This is a genomic window from Nitrosospira sp. Is2 (assembly GCF_033095785.1).
Lineage (GTDB): Bacteria > Pseudomonadota > Gammaproteobacteria > Burkholderiales > Nitrosomonadaceae > Nitrosospira.
In genome coordinates, this window is sequence record NZ_CP137134.1 from 372,803 (window position 1) to 393,141 (window position 20,339).

The 20,339-nt window shown below is 53.4% G+C and carries 16 protein-coding genes and 1 tRNA gene; 4 read left to right on the forward strand and 13 right to left on the reverse strand.

Going from position 1 to position 20,339, the window contains the following annotated elements; all coding sequences use genetic code 11:
- Positions 1-29: 29 nt before the first annotated feature.
- From R5L00_RS01725 to R5L00_RS01760, 10 genes are all read right to left on the reverse strand, one after another.
- Positions 30-518, reverse strand: coding sequence for a hypothetical protein (locus R5L00_RS01725; protein WP_317653038.1), 489 nt, complete (start codon positions 516-518; stop codon positions 30-32).
- Positions 515-2,617: a DUF3987 domain-containing protein gene (locus R5L00_RS01730; RefSeq protein ID WP_317653039.1), complete on the reverse strand. Its 2,103-nt coding sequence runs from the start codon at positions 2,615-2,617 to the stop codon at positions 515-517. Before R5L00_RS01730 ends, R5L00_RS01725 begins: the two co-directional genes overlap by 4 nt.
- A 7-nt stretch (positions 2,618-2,624) precedes the next feature.
- The gene (locus R5L00_RS15775; RefSeq protein ID WP_411555581.1) at positions 2,625-2,915 is read right to left on the reverse strand and encodes a CHC2 zinc finger domain-containing protein; all 291 of its coding nucleotides are present in this window, start codon (positions 2,913-2,915) and stop codon (positions 2,625-2,627) included.
- Between the two features lie 10 nt (positions 2,916-2,925).
- On the reverse strand, positions 2,926-3,138 hold the full coding sequence (locus tag R5L00_RS15780; RefSeq protein WP_411555582.1) for a helix-turn-helix transcriptional regulator: 213 nt from the start codon (positions 3,136-3,138) through the stop codon (positions 2,926-2,928).
- A gap of 80 nt (positions 3,139-3,218) precedes the next feature.
- A complete protein-coding gene (locus R5L00_RS01735) occupies positions 3,219-4,037 on the reverse strand; it encodes a hypothetical protein (RefSeq protein WP_317653040.1) in 819 nt (272 codons plus the stop codon).
- A gap of 620 nt (positions 4,038-4,657) precedes the next feature.
- Positions 4,658-4,733, reverse strand: a tRNA-Asn gene (locus R5L00_RS01740).
- Positions 4,734-5,064: 331 nt separating this feature from the next.
- Positions 5,065-5,226 carry a hypothetical protein gene (locus tag R5L00_RS01745; protein WP_181320365.1) on the reverse strand — a complete coding sequence of 54 codons (162 nt, stop codon included), beginning with the start codon at positions 5,224-5,226 and terminating at the stop codon, positions 5,065-5,067.
- 783 nt (positions 5,227-6,009) lie between these two features.
- Positions 6,010-6,237 carry a hypothetical protein gene (locus R5L00_RS01750; RefSeq protein WP_146164536.1) on the reverse strand — a complete coding sequence of 76 codons (228 nt, stop codon included), beginning with the start codon at positions 6,235-6,237 and terminating at the stop codon, positions 6,010-6,012.
- Positions 6,238-6,955: 718 nt separating this feature from the next.
- Entirely contained in the window at positions 6,956-8,374 is a 1,419-nt protein-coding gene (locus R5L00_RS01755; RefSeq protein WP_107692556.1) for a homospermidine synthase, read from the reverse strand.
- Positions 8,375-8,779: 405 nt separating this feature from the next.
- Positions 8,780-9,289, reverse strand: a complete 510-nt coding sequence (locus R5L00_RS01760; protein WP_317653041.1) for a hypothetical protein — start codon at positions 9,287-9,289, stop codon at positions 8,780-8,782.
- Positions 9,290-9,329: 40 nt separating this feature from the next.
- Here R5L00_RS01760 and R5L00_RS01765 point away from each other — a divergent pair, with 40 nt between their 5' ends.
- Both R5L00_RS01765 and R5L00_RS01770 read left to right on the forward strand, forming a co-directional pair.
- The gene (locus R5L00_RS01765; protein ID WP_317653042.1) at positions 9,330-10,070 is read left to right on the forward strand and encodes an alpha/beta fold hydrolase; all 741 of its coding nucleotides are present in this window, start codon (positions 9,330-9,332) and stop codon (positions 10,068-10,070) included.
- A 79-nt stretch (positions 10,071-10,149) separates the two neighbouring features.
- Positions 10,150-11,247: an aminopeptidase gene (locus R5L00_RS01770; protein ID WP_317653043.1), complete on the forward strand. Its 1,098-nt coding sequence runs from the start codon at positions 10,150-10,152 to the stop codon at positions 11,245-11,247.
- Between the two features lie 122 nt (positions 11,248-11,369).
- Here the strand turns inward: R5L00_RS01770 and R5L00_RS01775 are convergent, their stop codons facing one another.
- On the reverse strand, positions 11,370-13,352 hold the full coding sequence (locus R5L00_RS01775) for an integrase (protein WP_317653044.1): 1,983 nt from the start codon (positions 13,350-13,352) through the stop codon (positions 11,370-11,372).
- 747 nt (positions 13,353-14,099) lie between these two features.
- Between R5L00_RS01775 and ygiD the strand changes: the two genes are divergently transcribed.
- Complete coding sequence (gene ygiD / locus R5L00_RS01780) at positions 14,100-14,867, forward strand: 4,5-DOPA dioxygenase extradiol (protein WP_107692816.1); 768 nt, start codon at positions 14,100-14,102, stop codon at positions 14,865-14,867.
- A 47-nt stretch (positions 14,868-14,914) separates the two neighbouring features.
- Here the strand turns inward: ygiD and R5L00_RS01785 are convergent, their stop codons facing one another.
- Positions 14,915-15,922, reverse strand: a complete 1,008-nt coding sequence (locus R5L00_RS01785) for an NAD(P)/FAD-dependent oxidoreductase (protein WP_317653045.1) — start codon at positions 15,920-15,922, stop codon at positions 14,915-14,917.
- A gap of 582 nt (positions 15,923-16,504) precedes the next feature.
- Positions 16,505-17,413, reverse strand: a complete 909-nt coding sequence (locus tag R5L00_RS01790; RefSeq protein WP_146164535.1) for a calcium-binding protein — start codon at positions 17,411-17,413, stop codon at positions 16,505-16,507.
- A gap of 545 nt (positions 17,414-17,958) precedes the next feature.
- Between R5L00_RS01790 and R5L00_RS01795 the strand changes: the two genes are divergently transcribed.
- Positions 17,959-20,229 (forward strand): adenylate/guanylate cyclase domain-containing protein, encoded by a 2,271-nt coding sequence (locus R5L00_RS01795; protein WP_317653047.1) that lies wholly within the window; start codon positions 17,959-17,961, stop codon positions 20,227-20,229.
- Positions 20,230-20,339: the final 110 nt, after the last annotated feature.

Sequence of the window (20,339 nt, forward strand, 5' to 3'; positions counted from 1 at the left end):
TGCTCAACTCAACGCCCCCCCCGTTACTATCACTTCTTTTCCCGGGCGGTTCGAAGGAAGGCCTCCCGCGCATCCGCATCGGTACAACATTGCTCTAGCGCCACCGCAATCATTGCTTCATCCGTTTCGCCAACATACGTAAGCCATTCCCGGATCTCGATCTCCTCGTCTTTACTGAAGGGTTCATCTGGCTGCCGCGGAATCGGCTCAAATGGTTCGGCTGATATTGCTTCGGGTTCCCCTTCCAGTGCCTCAGCCTCGCTTACCGGCGGCCAGTAAGACGCTTCCGTCAGCTCATGATTGGAATAATTAAACCGCCACCAATGAGAGGTAGTAGCGGTATCACTAGCACCGACTTTCCGGAGAGAAGCCTCGTTGTTACCCACGCTAGCTAATGCTAAAGTCGCTAATTTTGCTAATGATTCATCCGTTGCCTGCTTTTCATTAGCATCGTTAGCAGGATTAGCAATAGCACTCTTCCTGATATTACGTTTTTTGATTAGGTCGGCAAGGCTCATGACTCATCCTCTTCGGCCAATAGTGCGGGGTTTACTGCGATCGTCTTGCGCTTTCCATCGAGTATCCATCTCGCCCTGTTTGTTTCTACCAATTCAACCATAGCGGCGTCGATCACAGATTTTCGTCGTAGTGCGTTTGGCCCCCGCTGCTGCACAACGGCGATCGGGACAAGGTGGGTTTGCTCTTGGCGACAATAACTGATTAGCCAGGCATCAAGGCTAACCGCATCCATCAGCTCCTCAGGCACGGCGAGCTCGCCCAACAGGCGCCTCGACTCATTCAGGTGCCAAGCGACGATACGGCTCGCGGCTTCTACCCATTCGGCCGAGATGCTATTGCTAATCTCGCTAATCTTGCTAATGAAGACGTGGAACAGTGCTGCAAGCCGGGCCACGCTATCCGCAGATTTAGAAGCTACATCGCGAACGTCGTAGAGTTCCCCATGGGTAACGAGCTCACATTCAATGGTGTCGTGAAAATGAACCCAGGCAGCTTTTGCAGCGGAGTCCATAGTAAGCGTCAACGGTGCAAGCGCCCCGTTCTCATCCATGGATGCCTCCTCCGCTAGAATCTCGGCAATACGTGTATTAAACCTGGACAGGTTTGGCCAAGTCTCAGGTGGCTCGGTGAACGGTCGAAAGCCTTGGGTTGATTCTGGCCACGACACGAGAAACCGGGCAAGGAAGCCGGTGCCACGAGCAAGCGTCCCACAACGGGCGAAGAATTCTCTAAGCGTCGCTTCCTGCACCTGCAAAGCCAGGGTCAACCGCGCCCCCCGCACTGTGAAGGACTCTGAGGTGCGACGTCCCACCGAATGTGTGCCCCCATCCCAGAGCACATTCAGAAGGGACAGATTTCGCATAACGCTATCCTTACCCATCCCATGTGCACCGAAGATCAAGCCGCCCTCGCTTGATACGACGCCAGCAGAGGGCCAGTGCTGTGCCAAGTTCCACGCGAGGCTTTCAGGAGTTTCATCCCCCAGCAGTAGCCTCTCTACTCTCGGCTTTGCTGGTTTTTCGGATTGGAGCGTCTCCAATTCAGTTTCCAGGTCCTCCGTTGGTTGCCCCTTCTTCGACGCCTCTTTTATTGCGGCCAGCAGCCCATCACGCTTCGCATTCCAGACGTCTATATCAGCGTCGTAGGCTTCCAGATCCGGCTTGCTAGCCTCTGATTGCTTTTCCTCATGTTGGCGGATGGCCGTTGTGAAAAAACGATCAACAGTCGATTTGCGTTCACCACTATCCGCCAGGGTCAACAGGAATAGGCCAACTGGCCCATCTAGTTTTTCGGCGCGCTTGACATCTACACGGGCTTGGATACCCAGGGACAAAGCTCCTAACGCAGCGGATGCCACCAATGGAACTGGCGCTTTGACGAACGCTACGACCTCTTCAATTGCTGACCGGACGATCTCGGGTAACGCATCTAAAGGATAGGGTTCTAGGGCTATTTTTGGTACCAGAGGCTCTGGTTCTGGCCAATGGTTCACTTCGCCTTGCAGGTCCGTTATCGTCAGATTCAGAATATCCTCAACCGTAGCCGAGGGATTTGCAGCCAGCCATTCGACGCAATCATCCCCCTTCTCTAACAGTCCAAGCTTGCCCACCGCAATTCGCCGCACGTCACAATTTAGCGCTTGCAGTTGCTGCGTCACGTCATCTGCATAACGTTCCCCTGCTTCGTCGTTGTCCGGCCATATTATTACCTTACGTCCAGCAATTGGTGTCCAGTCCGCTTTTTCTGCTGAAGTTGCCCCGCCGCTGGTGGTGGCGAGCAGCCCCAGTTTCTCCAGTGCATCGACACACTTTTCCCCCTCAACGACAAAAACGGTCTCATCTTGCCTTCGATTCAGGAGGTCGAGCCGATAGATCAGCTTCTTACCCGGAAAGGTGGGTTCTCCAAGGACGTAGCCTTCGCCGTCCTGCTTAAAGGGGCGAATATGTTTGTCCCCTCCCCGTGGATGTTCCAGGCGCATGCGGCAGTAAGCTATCGTGCCATCAGCATTGGTGTATTGATGAAGAGCGGCAGCCTGATAGCCCTTTTCAATCATCGGGCGTGACAGGCGTTGCGCCGCCTGTTTAGGGGTTTCCGCCATGGCTAGCTCACCCGTGCCCCAGTTGCTTTGCAGCTTCCGGGAAACTCAGCCGATACCTTTTCCTGTGAAAGTCCAACACGTCGCCGCCACTAACACCACATGCCATGCATTTAAAGGCGCCATTAACTAAGCATACTCGGAGGCTCGGTTTCGTATCATTATGGAAGGGGCAAAGAGCGTTTTTCCACGCGCCGCCTCCAATTAGTCTTAACCCTTGGGATTTGTAATACTCGTCCGGGCTGGGGAGCCGGTTGCGATCGAAGGAAAATTTCGTTTGCGCGGGATTCGCGTATCTCATGTCATACCCCTTAGAAGGAATCTATCAACGCCCGGATGTCCTCTACTCGCCACGCGGTTATACGCGGCCCGAGTTTTACCGGCTGCGGAAAGCGTCCTGATTTGACGCCTGCCCACCAGGTCGATCTGCTAACGGGAATTACAGCTGGTTTCGGAGGTAGGGACTTCGGATCGCCGATAATATCGGACTCACGAAGAAACCCGAGTTCAGGGAGGTGGTGCATTGAGGGCTATTCCCGTCCAAGACCGGCCTGCACGGTCGACGGGAACATCCTAGCCGTTGTATAGCGGGCCTGCTATGTCGCTATTCTTGACTGGTGAGTTTCGGACCGGAGGAATGCTCACCCAACCCGATGGGTTCCATTTTGGCTTCCCAGTCTCGACACCAATCTTCTATCTTCTTTTGGCTAGTTAGGAGTTCGCATTTGGTCAACATATCTCTCGCAAACGCGGCTTTTGACGGGTAAGAATGAGGAGCTTTTTGCCACTGCTGCCAGCATTCGAAGACAAACTTCTTTTCTTTCTGCTTAGGATCGCGATCTTTCCATGCGTTGACCCCTCGATACGCAAAGTCTGTCTTTACGGATTGAGCCACGCCTTCTCCCATTTCCAATGCTGTTGCGCGCGACAGAGCATAAGCGGCAGCAAGTGCGCTACGAATCGTTGGTTTCCGAGCAGCTTTCAGAAAAATCGTGTTGTCTATTTCTACCAGAACCTGAACCAAAAATATTTTTCTTAGTAAACGTGGTTTTAAAAGCGCGCTATTTATGCTTAATCGCAGGTGATCGCGAAGAATACTCTGCAATATATCTTCGTCTGAGGCGGTGCTCCAGTAGATCTCGATATCATCGTTATCGGACGATCTAGACCATCTCAATTCAAACTTTTTCAGCGCTTGACGCATCCCTTCGATGAACTCGAAATAGGCTGAAATCATCTCCTCAAGATCCTCTTGGGAGGGGACCGATGGAAACCGTGAATATGCGTCTCTCCCCAACCCAAAAAGCGCTGTAATGTCTTCGTCTGATTCCAGACTATCAAGATATGTCAGGAAGGATTCGTTGAGTGGATCGGAAAAAGTCAAGTATGGGTCATAGGTTACGAAGCGGCGAACAGTTCCCATTAAACTTCCCTATCTCATCAATACATTTACCGTCGGCGGTTTGACCCGCGTAGCTTTGTCGTCACCCTCATACTTCATCGTAGGCATGACACAGAAGCTTGTCAGTCAAAAAACTACCACCACTTGAGCAATAAAAACCCTTGTTCGTTTTCGTTAATTCTTACGTGGGTCGTTCTTCGGCGCATTTAAACAACATGCCGACCGCCGCATCAGTTTTCGTGGTATCCATCACACTCTGTTCGGTGATGCCGCTCGCAACTGTTACCCCATACAATTCTAGTACCCATTTAAGTGACATCACCGCAGCATCTCATCCCCTTATTACAAGCCAACTTAGGGCCGGGACCTCGGAGAAGAGTTTATCAACGGAAATTTGCGATAGACTTTTTCATAGTGGTGGAAAAGGAACGCATATATCGACATCTCGCTACTGGTGTACCATCCGTTTCTCTGCGTTAATGGACTCCTGCAACGCAAGCATACGGCTACTCCGCTATTCCACTACTCCAAGAAATACGGCAGAAAGACCCGCGTTTAGGTGACTGCGGATAACAGACGGATAACAAAAACCGGTGACTCGATGCAATAAGCCTGCGTGTATCGTCAACTTATTGATTTACTGGCTCCCCGACCAGGGCTCGAACCTGGGACCTGCGGATTAACAGTCCGTCGCTCTACCGACTGAGCTATCGGGGAATTGGAGAGGTGCATATACTAATAGCTTGAGGCAAGCTGGTCAATGCGTGTAGGCGAAGTATTCCGCGAATAAGCGAGTTATGGCCCCAATAACGATGGGTCCAGGTGACGAACCGCATCGACGGACCGCGCGTTCCTTTTCACCTTCGCAACGGGTCGCGAAATTATATCCGTGATTGGTTTTGCCCCGCTATGCGGATGTCCAGCGTCGTGTAGCAGAGCACCCGGTGAATGACGGCCCTATATGAAACGGGGACGGACTGGAGCGCCGGCGCGCAGCTGTAGCTGCGATGGCCATGCAACGCGCCGGCGATTTTTCTGACTTGGGTTTTTAATACCGTTTCTCGGGAACAACGATTACTTTTTCAGTGTTGCCGGAATCGCCTTTCGGACCGGGAGGGCCTTGAGGGCCAGGCTCTTTTGAACCGATCGATATGCAGCCGGTGAGTGCGGTAACCGCGACCGCTACTGCGAACAATTTTATATTTTTCATCGTGTTTTCCTTTCTTTCGTTTATAAAAGTTATAAAAGGCTACCACGACCAAAGCATAACCAGAAACTGTAGCTGTAACTGTTCGTTGCCGCACATTTTGTCGGTCGGCGAACGTACCGCGACTTGGAAAATCGCTCCGATCCCATGAATGACCACCCTGCATTGACCCGCACGGGATTGGTTTTACCCACACGCCGTGGAAAATTTCTTAAAGTTTTCCTATCAAATTTTTCTTGACATCCCCATAGTAATCCACACTTGGAATTTCATTAGAACAATGATCAGGGCAGCCCGGCAGGACCGGCGTAGAGCAGAATATGATTTACAAGAGGTTGAAATTTAAAGGTATTTTACATAGATGAAAAAACAGCCAAACGAGAAAATATTGTTACAGGGACGTGACTTAGCCTCCGTGTCCATAGCTTATCAACAAACTTATCCACAGGAATTGTGGACAATGAGACGCTCAGACTGTAACTTAACAGGAAAAGCTCATGGATTGGATAAACCAGCAGCTTGAGTTGGTACAAAACCGCCCAACAAAAAGTTTGCGAGCTGTCTAAATACCGGCACAAATGCCCTTGTTGAAACCGCGACCGTCGAAGGAAATTAACGCGGATGGTTACTTAATCGGGTTTACATGCATGACCCTATAGACCGGTACCGGGATCGAGCCCCGGATTTTGCCGAGCCTTCCGGGTGATTCATCGATATATGCGACAGCTCGCGCCGGCGGAAGGGCTGCGAACGGTTTATTATCCTTAGGCGCTACTGTATGTTCGATTACGGTTTATCCGCCAGGGGGTTTTCGTATTCCTCCAAACGCAGCGCAGCTTCTACAATTTTTTTGGCCTCATCCACCGTTTTCGCCTGCGACAGAACCACGCCGGGGTTGGGATAGCTGTGCCAAAATGAGAAACCGGCCGATGTAATCCAGAGCAGGCCGCGCACGTGTTGATTGACGAAGACCTCTTGATGATGTTCATCAACTATCTTCCACTCGATTTCCATTTTTTGCACTCCTTGATTATTAAGTATCTTATCAACCTCTACCGCGCTCTGGGCCGGAGAGATTTCGCATAGCCGGGGTCGATCCGGGACATACGAGTATACGAATGACCGCGCCGGGGTCAACCCCGTCATCCATCCCGCGAAGACGGTTCTCAAAATTATATACGTTGTTTATCTCTCAGCAATGGGAGAACGTTTTTCGGAGGCAATCAAGGTCTCCGGTTAGATCGCAGCCGAGTGCGTGAATCTCATACTTGTGGATCAATTCGGGAGTCGAAAGGACCATTAAATTTTAGATTAATAGACCGACATTTCTATTGACATTTGCCATTAATCCACATCCGTTTCGAGCTGCGCCGTAACGCCAGCCAGCAGTTAAAATAGCGTCGAGAAAAAAACTTTTAATCAGAGGCAATAAAATATGTATTTGAAATTAAAACCTTTTTTCATAAAGTATAAAAAATAGCCATGCAAGAAAATAGTGTTACAAAAAGATGACTTACCTACCCCGTCCATAGGTTACCCACAAACTTATCCACAGTAATTGTGGACAAATGGCCGTGCGCGGTTTTACTCAAAAACTCGTCCCTATCAGGGCGATATATTCAATCGGAAGCCCAACAATATAGCGAGCGTTAACGGACTGAATCGCAACTCCGCCCAAATGCCTGCACGGCGGGCTTTTTGCCCAAAATCCGGGTGCGCGCCCACCCGGACATCATGTCACCCGGATATTCTTGAATTGCCATGGATCGCTGCTATCCACCTCTTCAGCGAAGGGCCACCCCCTTTCACGCAGCGGTGTCCAGTCGCTGTATACCCCCACAACCTCTCCCAGATATGGTCTCGCGATCTCGAGTATGAGCTGATGGTCAACTTCGTCTGGCTCCACCACTCCCGCCTGAGGGTTCAAAAGCGCCCACACCATGCCTGCCAGTACCCCGGCTCCTACCTGCAGGCTGGTGGCATTGTTATATGGCGCAAGCTGCCTGGCTTGCTGGATCGACAGGCGCGACCCGTACCAGTAAGCGCACTTCGCATGCCCCATCAGCAGTACGCCCAGCTCATCGATACCGCTTACGATCTCGTCCCGGATCACCCGTTCTTTTGCCTGCGCACGCCAGTTCCTGCCGGCAAATTCGTCGACGGAAAGCACGGCGTCAGGGCAAGGATGATACGCGTAGTGTACCGTGGGGCGGTAGACTACTTTTTTGTCGTCTCTCAAGGTCAGATAATCAGCCACCGAAATGGACTCGCCATGCGTGATCAGAAACCCATGATAGGGCCCGCCAAGCGGGACCCAGCTGCGCACACGCGTAGCGGCGCCAGGGCGGTTGAGATAGATGGCCGAATCACATCCAAATTCGTGCCGACCGCCCTCCTCTGGCCAATGGCGCTCATGCGTGCCCCAGCCCAGCTCCGCAGGCTGTAATCCCTCTCCGGCAAAACCGAATACTGACCAGGTGTTGACAAACTCATCCGGCTGTTTGTGTCGGCTGCTGACCTGGGTATCCTGCTCGGCGATATGAATGACTTTGATGTCCAGGGCTCGCGCAAGCTCGGCCCAATCGGTGCGGCTCGCGGGCGCGCTTACGGTCGCGCCTGTATCCGTGGCGATATTGAGGAGCGCCTGTTTGACGAAGGCAGAGGCCAGGCCCGGATTGGCGCCGTGGGATAGCACAGCGGTAGGACCTCCGCCGGTTCGCCGCCTGAAGGCAAGCGCGTGTTCCCGTAAGGCGTAGTTGGAACGTAACGACGGAGTCAGCGACATATCGGTATAGCCTCCCAGCCACGGCTCAATGCACGTGTCCAGGTACAGCGAACCACGCCGAAAGCATAACTCGATTAACGCAAGGCTTGAGACATCCACCGATAGATTGAGAAGAAAATCGCCCTTGTGCAGGCAAGGCTCAAGCACTTCGAGATAATTTTCTTCAGTGAGCGCTTGGGGAGTGAATGACACCCCGAACTCCTGCGCGACCTCCCCGCCGTTTTCGCCCGCCGAAATAATCCGAATCTGCTCCGGACGCAAATCAAGATGCCGAAACAATAAGGGAAGCACGGCCTGGCCAATGCTGCCGAAACCCACCATCACCAGGTTGCCCGGCAAATGCGCGAAGCGGTTATATGTCTTCATCCTTTTTTCTCCCGTGGTTCCCGCGCGTGAGGAGGGGTCGGTCCCCGAGCCTCTCAATGATTCTCCCTATAGTCTCCCTATAGAATAGACACAGCGCTACACAGCGCTACACGCTCTCCGACACTGCCGGCGGTGCGCGCCTTGCCGTATTTATCCGTACTGCCGGAAGGGAACTGTACACGACTGAATCTGTCAAATTTACACTTGACCACCGCTGAGCAGGGCTGCGCGGTTAGCGGCAGCGCACTGTGTGGATACTCAGAATCGGCGGCTACAGTTGTAGCTGGTTTTCTACGATGGCGATGCCGGGATTGTAAAGCCGAAAACGTTCAATTTTATCACAGCTGACAGAGCGTTGCTTTGAGGGCGGCCTGTTTAACTATGCAGCATTTTATGAGGAAATTATCAATGAGCCATTGTACCTCTCAGCAGCACGAAAATCATGATCATCCGCATGGGCCGCAGTGCGGCCACACCGGGATCATGCACGATGACCATATCGATTATCTGCACGACGGCCATTTGCATCATCCGCACGAAGGCCATATCGACGAACATGTGATTGGCATAACCTCGTCCAATCCGCAAAACTGCACGCCTGAGCATGAATGCGCCGGACACGCGTCGGAGCATGTGCATGGGCCTGGCTGTGGGCATGAGGCAGTACCGCATGGCGACCATATTGATTATCTGGTCGATGGACATCTCCATTATCCTCACGATGGTCATTGCGATGACCATGGCGCGGTGACGAAAGCCTGAGGCTGGTGACTGTGGCAGGCCTGCCCGACCTTGTATCAGGATCCGGGGCATTCCTGTCACAATATCCCTCGGCGGGTGAGGCGCCAAGAGCAGCCCGCCGCAATCCGTTGGTTGATTTCGCGCCCAACTGCCACGGACGTCGGTTGGGAGCATGATCGCGTTTCTGTATTTCTCTAAGGGTCCCGGTATTCCAATGCCGCCAGATCACCAAGGCCGGCAAGACCACCAAAGCTTCAGCCGACCGCAGGACGCCACCTACCCTGCACCTGGGGCAGACACCATAGTGCTCGTTCATGGACTGTGGATGGGTAGCTGGGTTATGAGCGCAATGGGAATGCGGCTGCGGCGGTGCGGCTTCCACACTGCCTTCTTTTCGTATCCTTCCATGTCCAACTCGCTGTCCCGGAACGCCTTGATTCTTTCGCGTTTTGTCGCCGGTCTTGCTGCCTCTCGGATACATTTTGTTGGCCACAGCCTTGGCGGTCTGCTGATACTGCAAATGCTCGCCGAATTTCCCGAGCCACGAGTGGGCCGCGTGATACTGGCGGGCAGCCCCTATGGTGCGTGTTCGGTGGGAACCAAACTTTCTCGCCGGGGACCCGGACGACACATCCTCGGACGCAGCATGTTACAGTGGCTGAATCAGGCTGGGGCAATGCACACAACCCCCGATCATCCGTATGAACTTGGCGTAATCGCCGGTTGCAGGAGCCTGGGGGCGGGCAGGCTGATAGCCCGCCTGCCGGAGCCTAATGATGGCGTGGTTACAGTTGAGGAAACGCGAATTCGGAATGCACGCGACGAGATTGTGCTGAACGTAAGCCACTCGCAGATGCTTGTGTCCGCTGAGGTGGCTCGACAAGTGTGCTCGTTTTTACGGCAGGGTCATTTTTTGCATGACAAGGAACAAGAACAGCGGGGGCTAAATCTTTAGCTCCCGGTTCTCCCAAACCTAACCTGGGCGAACCTGAGCTAAACTGAATTGAAACATGACCAGCGCTCCGGCGAATTTAATGACCATCATGAAGCGGACAGTTTCATCAAAATCGAGGCTGATCGCTCTTGGCCTTACCGTCTGGCTTGGTGGTTGCGCCAATCTCGGCTATTACGCTCAAGCGGTGGATGGCCATTCGAATATCCGGAACAAGATCCGACCTATTCACGCGGTTATTGCCGACCCCGATGCCGAGCCAGCGCTAAAACGCTCTCTCGCCACGATCGTCCAACTGCGGGAATTTGCCATACGAAATCTTAAGCTTCCGGATAACCAGAGCTTTACCACGTACGCCGATCTCGGGCGGCGCTATGCAATCTGGAATGTTTCCGCAACCCCTGAGCTATCTCTGCACCCAGAAAAATGGTGTTTTGTAGCCGTTGGATGTGTCAGTTACCGCGGCTTTTTCTCGGAAACTGAAGCAAATCGCTTTGCCGACGACCTCAGGAAGAAAGGCTATGATGTATCGGTAGGGGGTGTCCGCACCTACTCCACTCTGGGATGGTTCAGGGACCCCATACTCAATACTTTCCTTGGCTATTCCGATACGGAGCTCGCTCAGCTGATATTTCACGAACTGGCCCACCAGGTGGTCTACGTAGGCGACGATAGCACTTTCAACGAATCGTTTGCTACCGCTGTCGAATTGGAAGGCATAGCGCACTGGCTGAAGGAGCATGGCACGGAGAAGCAGCGCGTGCTATTTAATGTCGGACAGGAAAGGAAAGCCGCTTCTGCGGCCCTCATGGTGGAATACCGCAAACGATTGGAGGATTTATATGCCTCTGACGAGAGTGACGATGAAAAACGCGCCGGGAAAGCGCGCCTCTTTGCCGAACTGCGGGAACAAATGTCCAGTCTGGTAACGGACAAGACCAAGGCCGCAGCCTATGACCGCTGGCTGGCGCAACACCTCAACAATGCGCACCTTGCGTCAGTCTCGACTTATACGCAACTGGTGCCCGCATTTCGCGCGCTTCTTGCACAGCATGAGGGAAATATGGATCGGTTTTATGAGGCCGTGCGAGCACTCGGCCGCCTGCCTGCAGCAGAACGGGCTGCACTCCTGCATGGCATGGACACTGGAGGCCAGTCCGCCAGCAACACAATCCCCTGAGCACAACCGTGCACAAGCTTGCGGATCTCGTTCGGCCCGCCGTCGGGCAGACTGTCGGCGTGCGCGCTGGCTCGGTCGCGCGGTTTTCGCTCCCAACAGCCGGTCAGCGCGCCCTACGATGTTCAAGCAATATTGATCAGGGCGGGATGAAGCAGTTCAATTTCGGAGAGATGGCGCCCTTGTTGCGGGGGTGAATACGCGCTGTAGCTTGAAATAACCGCAGCTTCCAGATGCCCCGTGATCTGCTCCAGTTCTGACAGCCGTAATCCCTGTCGAACCAGGTATGCTATGTAGCTATGCCGGATTGCTTCCGCGGTTATTTCCTGAGGCTCGGGCAGGCCTGAGTCCACCGCCGCGCAAACAAGGGCGGCTGAGAGATCGACCCTGGTTTCCAGATCGCCCGGGTTCCATACGGCATATCCCTTCGATTGCATGAGCAAGGATTTTAGCACTCCGCACAGCGGGATGGATCGAGGGGACTTGCCGCCAACATGGATCATATTAGCTTCCAGATCAATCTGATGCTTCGTCAGCCATACGACTTCGTCGAGACTCAATCCGCTCAGCAATAAGGCGATCAACTGCTTCCCCTTGAGATTCGAAGCGTTGAGCAACGTCCTTAATTGATGACTGGACAGTTCCCGTCGCTGTGGCGGACTTGCGAGGGATTGCGGCGTCTTCTTATCTAATGATGGTGGCGCGGCCTGTTGCTGGATCACTCCACCTGCCGCGCCTAGCGTACCCGGAGGCGGTTGATAGCTCTGCACGCCGAAAACCGCAATCGGCATTTGCGGTTCCTTTTTGTGCGTCAGATACTCAACAACCCACACGGTAAGCAGGCCGAATAGCAAGGAACCGGCAATCGCTATCAGCGCATCCCGCGTATAGTCGGGTCGCACCGGCTCCCTCGGCTCGTACGCCCTATTGATCACCGTCACCTGCGGATACTTCTCTTTGCGGCTGGTTTTAACTTGTACCAGCCTCTCTTGCGCATCGCGGTATAGCGTTTCCAGACCCTCCAGATCCGTTTTCAACGCTTCATGCTGGGCAAATTTAGACGTGAAGGCGGACGCCAGCTGCTTGTGCTCAGTCAGCTGGGCCCGAAGTTCCCGTACAGTTTGTTGCGCCGCGGCATAAGCCATTTCCGCATCGTTCAGCACCAGATTCTGGCCATGCTGGCGCCTGTGTTGAACCTCGGATTCCAGTGCCTTGATTTGCTCGGGGATGGATTTCAGGTCGGGTTGGAGGTCCAGGTAGTCGCGCGTGAATTTCTTATCCAGGTCCGAAAGCTTATCCCGCAAGTCTTGCAATCTCTTTTCAAGATCAGTCAGGCTACCCTTTTCATCCTCGGGAACAACCGCCTTGCCGCGCGAAATTGAAGTCTTCACGGCATTCAAATGTGCTCTTGCCTTGACTTCATCCTCACTGGCTTTGTTAAGGGACTCAGTCAGGCCTTTGAGGCGGGCTAATGCCTCGTTTTCCTCACGGCCGGTGGAAGAAATATCATTGTTTCTCCGAAATTTATCCAGCTCTATTCGAGCCGAGACAACTTTTTCGGATAACCCCTCCAGCTCGTCCTCGACAATACGCTGCGTGTCGCCGGCCAACTTCTTGACATCTGCCGCGCGTGCATCCAGATATACGTCAATCCAGGTATTGATGAGTAGCGGCAAAAACCTCGGGTTGGAGCCCTCCGCGCTGATCTCTACCAGATTTGTTTCGGGAACAGGCTCGACAGTCAATAAGGTCTGGATATCGGATGGCTTCAACTGAAGCAGCAACTTGTCCGCGATCGAGGCTTTAAGCCTTGCAAGCGTTTCCGCCGCGAGCTCATGCCCCAGCAAAATCTGTCGTTGAATAGCGACATGCTGAATATCCGCATCGCTGCTTTCACGGTCGATGGCCGTCATTGCGGAGGTCAATAAAGTCGCGCTGCTACGATAGACGACGGGGCGGCTGTAGCTGTAAGCAAGACTGACGGCGGCGCTGATCAGGAATGCCACTGCGAAAATGCTGAATCTACGCGAACGATACCAGGGATGATCGCTTTCATCTGCAGAGGAACGAAAGGTGCCTCCAAAACGCGAGTCGATTCTATTGTTCATAACCTAAGCCAGATCTCATACGTTGTACCGGTGCAACTCCCGCTTTTCCAATGAGGACTTCAGAGCAATTAGCGCGCCAACTCAGTCTAGTACATTTGCACGCGTAATTCGACCGACGGAAGAAATTTGAATGATGCGGCACTAATCCGTAATTCCGTTTACCTCGTAGCCTGCTGATCTCTTCCATCTATTGAGGGCTCTGATTGAGGACGACGCCATGACGACACGTCATTAATTTAAATCATTCATAAAATTCGAAATGAAACGCCGTTCAATCGTATTTCTGTTCGTTGCCGCACAAACGAAAAACGGGCGAAGGGCAACAATGTCGCCTTAAATAATAAATATATTTTTCATCTTACTGTAAAAGTTTTGTTTTAAGGTAACGGTCAAGCACCTAACTATCTTTTGGGAAAAATCCAAATGAAAAAATACTATGCTCAAAATCCGCCTGGCGCCGCTCTTGCCCCCTTGGATCACAGGTCCGAGGCATTTCGGCAAAAGATGTGCAGACATTTCCAGACGAACCCGCAAGCCCATTGGACAAGTATTGAGAACATGCCGGAATGCAACCGCAGCAAGGGAGTGATATTGTTCAGGGAACCCCTGACAAACGCCTAACGTAGCAAACGTAGCAAATCTTTAATTCTGTCGTCGCGTTCGCGTGACGAGTGGCGCTTCGGCGCCGCCCTTGCGGCGGCAACCCCTCTTATGTCCCCTCTAACGCCGATGGCCGCCCCGGTTCCAATGCCTGCAATTTTCGTGGGGCACGGCAATCCGATGAATGCGCTCTCGCATAATGCATTCACCAACGCCTGGTCTGAAATCCGCACCGCCCTCCCCGCCAAACCCAAAGCTGTGCTCTGCATTTCCGCGCATTGGTACGTGCCTAAAACCGCTGTCACGGCCATGCCAAAACCCAGAACAATCCATGACTTCGGCGGGTTCCCGCCCGAGCTTTTTAAAGTTGAATATCCAGCGCCCGGTTCGCTTGAATTTGCCGCAGAAGTAGCGGATTTACTGTCGCCGGATGCAATCATGGATACCAGTTGGGGGCTCGACCATGGAACATGGTCTGTTCTCATGCACATTTTCCCCGCAGCGGATATTCCGGTCGTTCAGTTAAGCATTGACGAAACCAGAGAGCCGGCCTGGCATTACCATACAGCTCGAAAACTGGCGCCGCTACGGGATCGTGAAGTGCTGATACTGGGCAGTGGCAATATTGTGCACAATCTGCACACCTATGCATGGGGAAAGCATCACGTGGAACCGTACGATTGGGCGCTCAGGTTTGAGAAGACCGTGCGCAAAGCATTAAGCGCCGGTGATGCGGAGTCTCTGGTAGCTTACGAAACGTTGGGACGCGATGCGTTATTGTCGGTACCCACACCGGACCATTACCTGCCTTTTCTTTACGTGCTTGCTCAACGGAGGGAAAATGAACCAATCATGTTCCCAGCGGAAGGATTCGACGGCGGTTCCATCTCCATGCTCGCAGTGAAGATTGGATGAGTTTGAATAATTTTGTCGGGCAGACCCCGCGAATAACGCCATAGCTGTCATTCCCCTGGACTATTTTCCAATCGGCCATAATAGTTGGCTACCGTGCTGCGGTGTTCCTGGGCATGCCCGCGCATGGCTGCTTCGTATTCCGCAAGCGCATCATTTGATTTTGACCCCGCCAATGGCGTCACCGCTTCGAGCACGGCGCGAGCGCCCAGCCGGGCAGATTCAATCGCCAGCTCAATGCCCATTCCGCTTAGCGGATCAGGCGCGTAAGCGGCATCGCCCACGGATATCCAGTTTTCTCCGGTTGCGCGGTGGAATGGACGGGCATCCGCCATGCGTCCGGAGATGTGCAGATTGCCGATATCGTGCGGCAGCAAAGGGGACAGCAGTCGAGTGCGGCACAACTCCTCGACAAAAAACTCTTTCAGCGATCCTCCCCTCTTTTTAAGTTCAGGGCGCTCGAGGCAAAAACCCGCAAAAGAGCTTCCATTCCGCGCCGGTAGCGCGTACCACCAGCCTCTGCTCGTGCTCTCGACATATAGCGCATGCCGCGGCTCATCATCCTGGGACGGCAGCGACGTCATCAAGACGAGTTTTGATGACTCCCAGGCGGCCGGACGGTCGAAAAAGGGCGTAGCGGCACGACCGGTGGCGAGAACGACAAACCTGGCATGCAACCGCGAGCTGTCATCCTCTCCCACGCGCATCGACAGCTCCCAGTTGTCATTGCTCCGCTCGATTCGCACGACCTTCGCGTCCGGCAGTACCTCTGCCCCGGCCGTCCATGCCAAGTCCCGCAACGCTTGATCAAACAGCGAGCGCTCTACGGCGAGTCCCGGCCCCCATGGGTTGAACATTGCGTTCAATACAACCGGTTCCGGCGTGCTCCAGAGAGATATCGTTTCATGAACTTCCACCCCTTGCGCTACCCCCTGAAAAAAATCAGGACAGTGCTGTTCGATCACACGACGGGCTCGACCGGATACTAGTTCAATTCCTCCAGGGGCGTACCCGCCCCAGTGCACAAGACTCACCCGAGCGCCGCTGCGCGCGAGCATGAACGCACACCACGCTCCCGCAGGCCCTCCACCGACGATGGCAATCTCGGTTGTTTTAAGATTCTCTTTACGAATAGCAGTTCTCGATCATGGAAGGATGTATATAGACGTCCCTCTATTAGAGGTCCCTTTGCCTCTGGAATTTATCGACCTGGAGCCAAGGCATCGTTGACCAAAGTCTGGGATACCTCCTGCATCTTGCATATTCGAGCCCACCCGGATAGCAGATATATTATGAGATTTCCCGTGAGCAAGGTGTTGCTAATAGATGTGATTAACAAGAATTTGTTTACTAGGGGGTGGTATTTTCCGGCTGCGGATAAGGGTTCTAAAGCCGGTGGCGAGAACGTCCAGGAATTTCTATAGAGGTGCCTTACCGAAGGGCAACTTGACCCCACAATCGTTACAATCAAATATCTGGGGCAGCGGAGGATTGACTCTGCAATATCAAAAGGAGTGCTGTGGAGTTGAGCACCCTCGTGCGAATATTAAATCTGTCGCATGGATGAATTTTTACCAACATGCCAACGAAACCCGGGGAGCTACCGCAAGGATGAGAACCCTGCCCGCAACGCTTTCCGGTTACAGTACGATGTCCGCAGCGACAGGCGCGGCACCCAAGACCTCAATCGCGAAATCAGCATGCTTGTCACCGTCCGTGTCGCCTCTTAGAAGATTCGATACAGGATCAAAATAGAGTTGGCTAGGCACTCCCGTAAAAGGACCCGTGATCCAGGTGAAGGGATCATTCACGGGATCAGTCGTGTCAGCATCGATCTTGCTGAGATCGATCTTGTCGTTCCCTACGCCGAAATCTCGAATAACGTCGCGGTATCCCTCTACCGGAACACTGTCGGCAAGGGAGCTGTACCCAAACACATCGATGCCGATTCCTCCAGTCAGATCATCTTTTGCCATGCCGCCTGCAAGCACATCATCGCCATCCCCACCGTCAAACGTATCGCGGCCTTCACCCCCTAACAACCAATCGTTGCCGACACCGCCATTAAGCTTATCGTCGCCTTTGCCGCCTGACAACCAGTCGACGCCGTTATTGCCCGTAAGCGCATCGTTACCGTCATCTCCTGACAACCAATCGTCCCCGACATTGCCGTCCATAATGTCGTCACCTTCGCCACCGGACAACCGATCATGGCCGGCTCCGCCGTCAAGCTTATCGATACCGTCGTCACCGGACAGCCAGTCCTCGCCGGCATTGCCGTTAAGAGCATCGTCACCTTCACCACCTGATAACGAGTCGTTGCCGTCGCCGCCATTCAGCTCATCTTTGCCCTTACCGCCGGACAACCAATCCTCACCGGAATTGCCGTTAAGGGTATCGTCACCGTCACCGCCATCGATCCAGTCGTTCCCGCCTAATCCACTGATAGTGTCAACGCCCTCGGTAGGAAGAAGGTTTCCCTGGCCCGGTAAGCTGGAAAAATCGGGCGTAATGATATCGTTTAACGATGTTCCATTAATAGTAGCCATGGCAGTTACCTCTGTGTGCAATCAAAAGATGCTTATGAAGTTTCCTCTACTTGATGTCTCCCTCTTGTAATTCTTCTTGGTTGCTTCGTGTTTTCTTCTTATTTCCCTCTTGTTTCCCTGCTACGCGTATTGCCGCGCAATTACACGATACTTCGCGGCGCGCCGAAAAGATGTGAGAAAAGTCACACGTCTGTGATGTTTTATATTTCTGCTAGAGTTACAGAATGACCCCGTAGGGTCGAGAAGGGAAGTGGGCGAGAGATGTGGGCGCAGGGTTCTGGCATCAAATCGGGCGCTGTTCACATCTGCATGGTTCTTTTTAATTAACTATGTGCGGTTTCCAACATTAAACCAACCCGGATAACGTTATCCTGCGAGATGGGCAAATTTGCGTAAACAATGCAATTCGATTTTTTCGGCCGCTCATCACTGATTATCAGGAGCGTGAATGAGGTGCTAAGCACCCCCGTCATAACAGCCGGCGCTATCCTCACCAAATTATCCTTAAGAAAATCATACAGACCTCCTAACTGCACTCCTTAAACATGACGGACTGGATCAAACGTCTGTTATTCGCATTTCTCGTCGGCACGTTTGGGGTATTGATCAACCTGACGCCGTTGGGGCTGGAGCTGGAGGAAGATCTTGGACTGCCCCGGCTATTTCAGCTGCGTGGCGCAGCCCCGGCGCCGCCCGACGTGATGGTGGTGGCCATAGATAAGGCCTCGGCCGTCCAGTTGAATTTACCGGTCGTGCCCGGGCTGTGGCCCCGCGATGTCCACGCCCATCTTATCGAAAACTTATCGGAAGCGGGTGCAAAAGTAATTGCCTTCGATTTGCGGTTCGACACGCCCGGCAAGGTGCCGGAGTATGACGTGGCGTTGGCGAAGGCGATAAATAACGCGGGCAACGTCGTGATCGTGGAAAGATTGGACCGTGAGGATTCGCCCTTACCGGCCGAGCAGGGGGGCGGGGCTCACTTCGGCTCAATGGTAAAGAGCGCGGCCCTTCTTCCCATCATCGCAGACGCTGCGGCTGCCCAAGCGACGTTTCCCTTGCCACGAACCTCCAGGATAAACGATTACTGGGCGTTCAAGACCGATGCTGGCGAAGCGCCAACGTTACCAGTAGTCGCGCTACAGCTTTTCGCGTTGGATGCGTATGAAGAATTTGCCCGCTTGTTGCGCGACGCCAATCCATCCCTGGCGTTGCGGCTTCCAGATAGAAACAGTATCGCTGTCGAGAATTTGATCTTGACCCTGCGCGGCATTTTCACCGACGAGCCCCAGCTTGCTCAGCAAATGATCACCGCGTTGAACCGCGACGCTCGTCTCGACCAACAATCAAGGCGACTTATCAGATCGATGGTGAGCCTTTATTCCGGCGATGAAGCACGCTACCTGAATTTTTACGGCCCCCCGCGTACAGTACGAACCATACCTTATTACCAGGCACTACGATCTCACCATGGTTCGGGAACGGGCGGACCAACAGAAAATGATTTTAAAGGCAAAGCTGTGTTTGTTGGTTTTTCGGCCGCAACGCAGCCCGAGCAGGACCGAATTAGAGACGACTACCATACCGTGTTCTCGCGGTCTGACGGGCTTTATCTAAGCGGGGTCGAGATCGCCGCGACCGCTTTCGCCAATCTGCTGGAAGATCGCCCCCTGCGGCTCCTCCCTCCCCCCTTGAATCTCGCGATCGTTTTTCTCTGGGGGTTCGCCATAGCGATTGTCGTCGCCGCGCTGCCTCAACCCACCAATATCACGCTCGGTACGGTTTTCGTACTTCTCGGTCTGGGTTTTGTCTCCATCTATGTCTATATCGCGCACCATCAATTCACCAACGCGGGGAACTGGCTGCCCCTGATCGTACCGCTGCTGCAAGTTTCCGTCGCTGTGTTCGGAGCCGTATCGCTAAAGTATTACGACGTCAAACGGGAACGCGAGATCCTCAAGAAAGCATTCGCTAAATTCGTGCCCCAGCGAGTTGTCACCGAAATTTTAAAGAGTACAGGTCCCATCACGACCAACAATCGATTGGTTCATGGCGCGTGCCTAGCGACCGATGCGGACAGGTATACGACGCTTTCAGAGGAGATGAACCCCGCTCAGCTTGGCTTGTTGATGAACGACTACTACGCAACCATGTTTGAACCCGTAAGCCGGCATGAAGGCGCGGTTTCAGACGTCGTAGGAGACGCCATGCTCGCGATTTGGACTACCTCTTCCGGGGATGAGTCTTCTTTGCGTAAAAAGGCATGCCTAGCCTGCCTCGATATTGCGGATGCGCTGGAACGCTTTAACGCGATTAAAGGCAGGCCCCCGCTTTATACCCGTATTGGGTTGCACTCGGGCGAGATGCTCCTTGGCGCCGTTGGCGCGCTCCACCACTTTGAGTACCGCGCGGTCGGCGACATCGTAAACACCGCGAACCGCATCCAGGGTCTCAACAAATATCTCGGCACACGCCTATTGGTATCGGAACAAGTCATCGAAGGACTGGACGATTTCCTGACACGTTCGGTCGGAAGGTTTCTGCTGGCGGGGAGAACGACTTTCATACGCGTAGCCGAACTCATGGGGCGCAAGCAGGAGGCGAGCAGCGAACAGAGGTGGCTCGCGGAAATCTTCACCGATGCCATGCTTGCTTACGAAACGCAAGAATGGAACGGGGGATGCTACAACTTCGCGGAAATTCTCAAAGCATTTCCTGATGACGGCCCGGCCCGATTTTATCTGAAGCGCTGCCAGCATTATCGGGAAACGCCACCGGTGGGGCCCTGGGATGCGTGCATACGAATGGAAGGAAAGTGAAACTGGGAGAAATGGAATACAAGCTTACGAACTCATGCGACTTGATTCAATGGATCTAGTGAAAAAAAACCGAGGCAGCGCACGGGAAAAAACTGGGAATGCAAACCGGA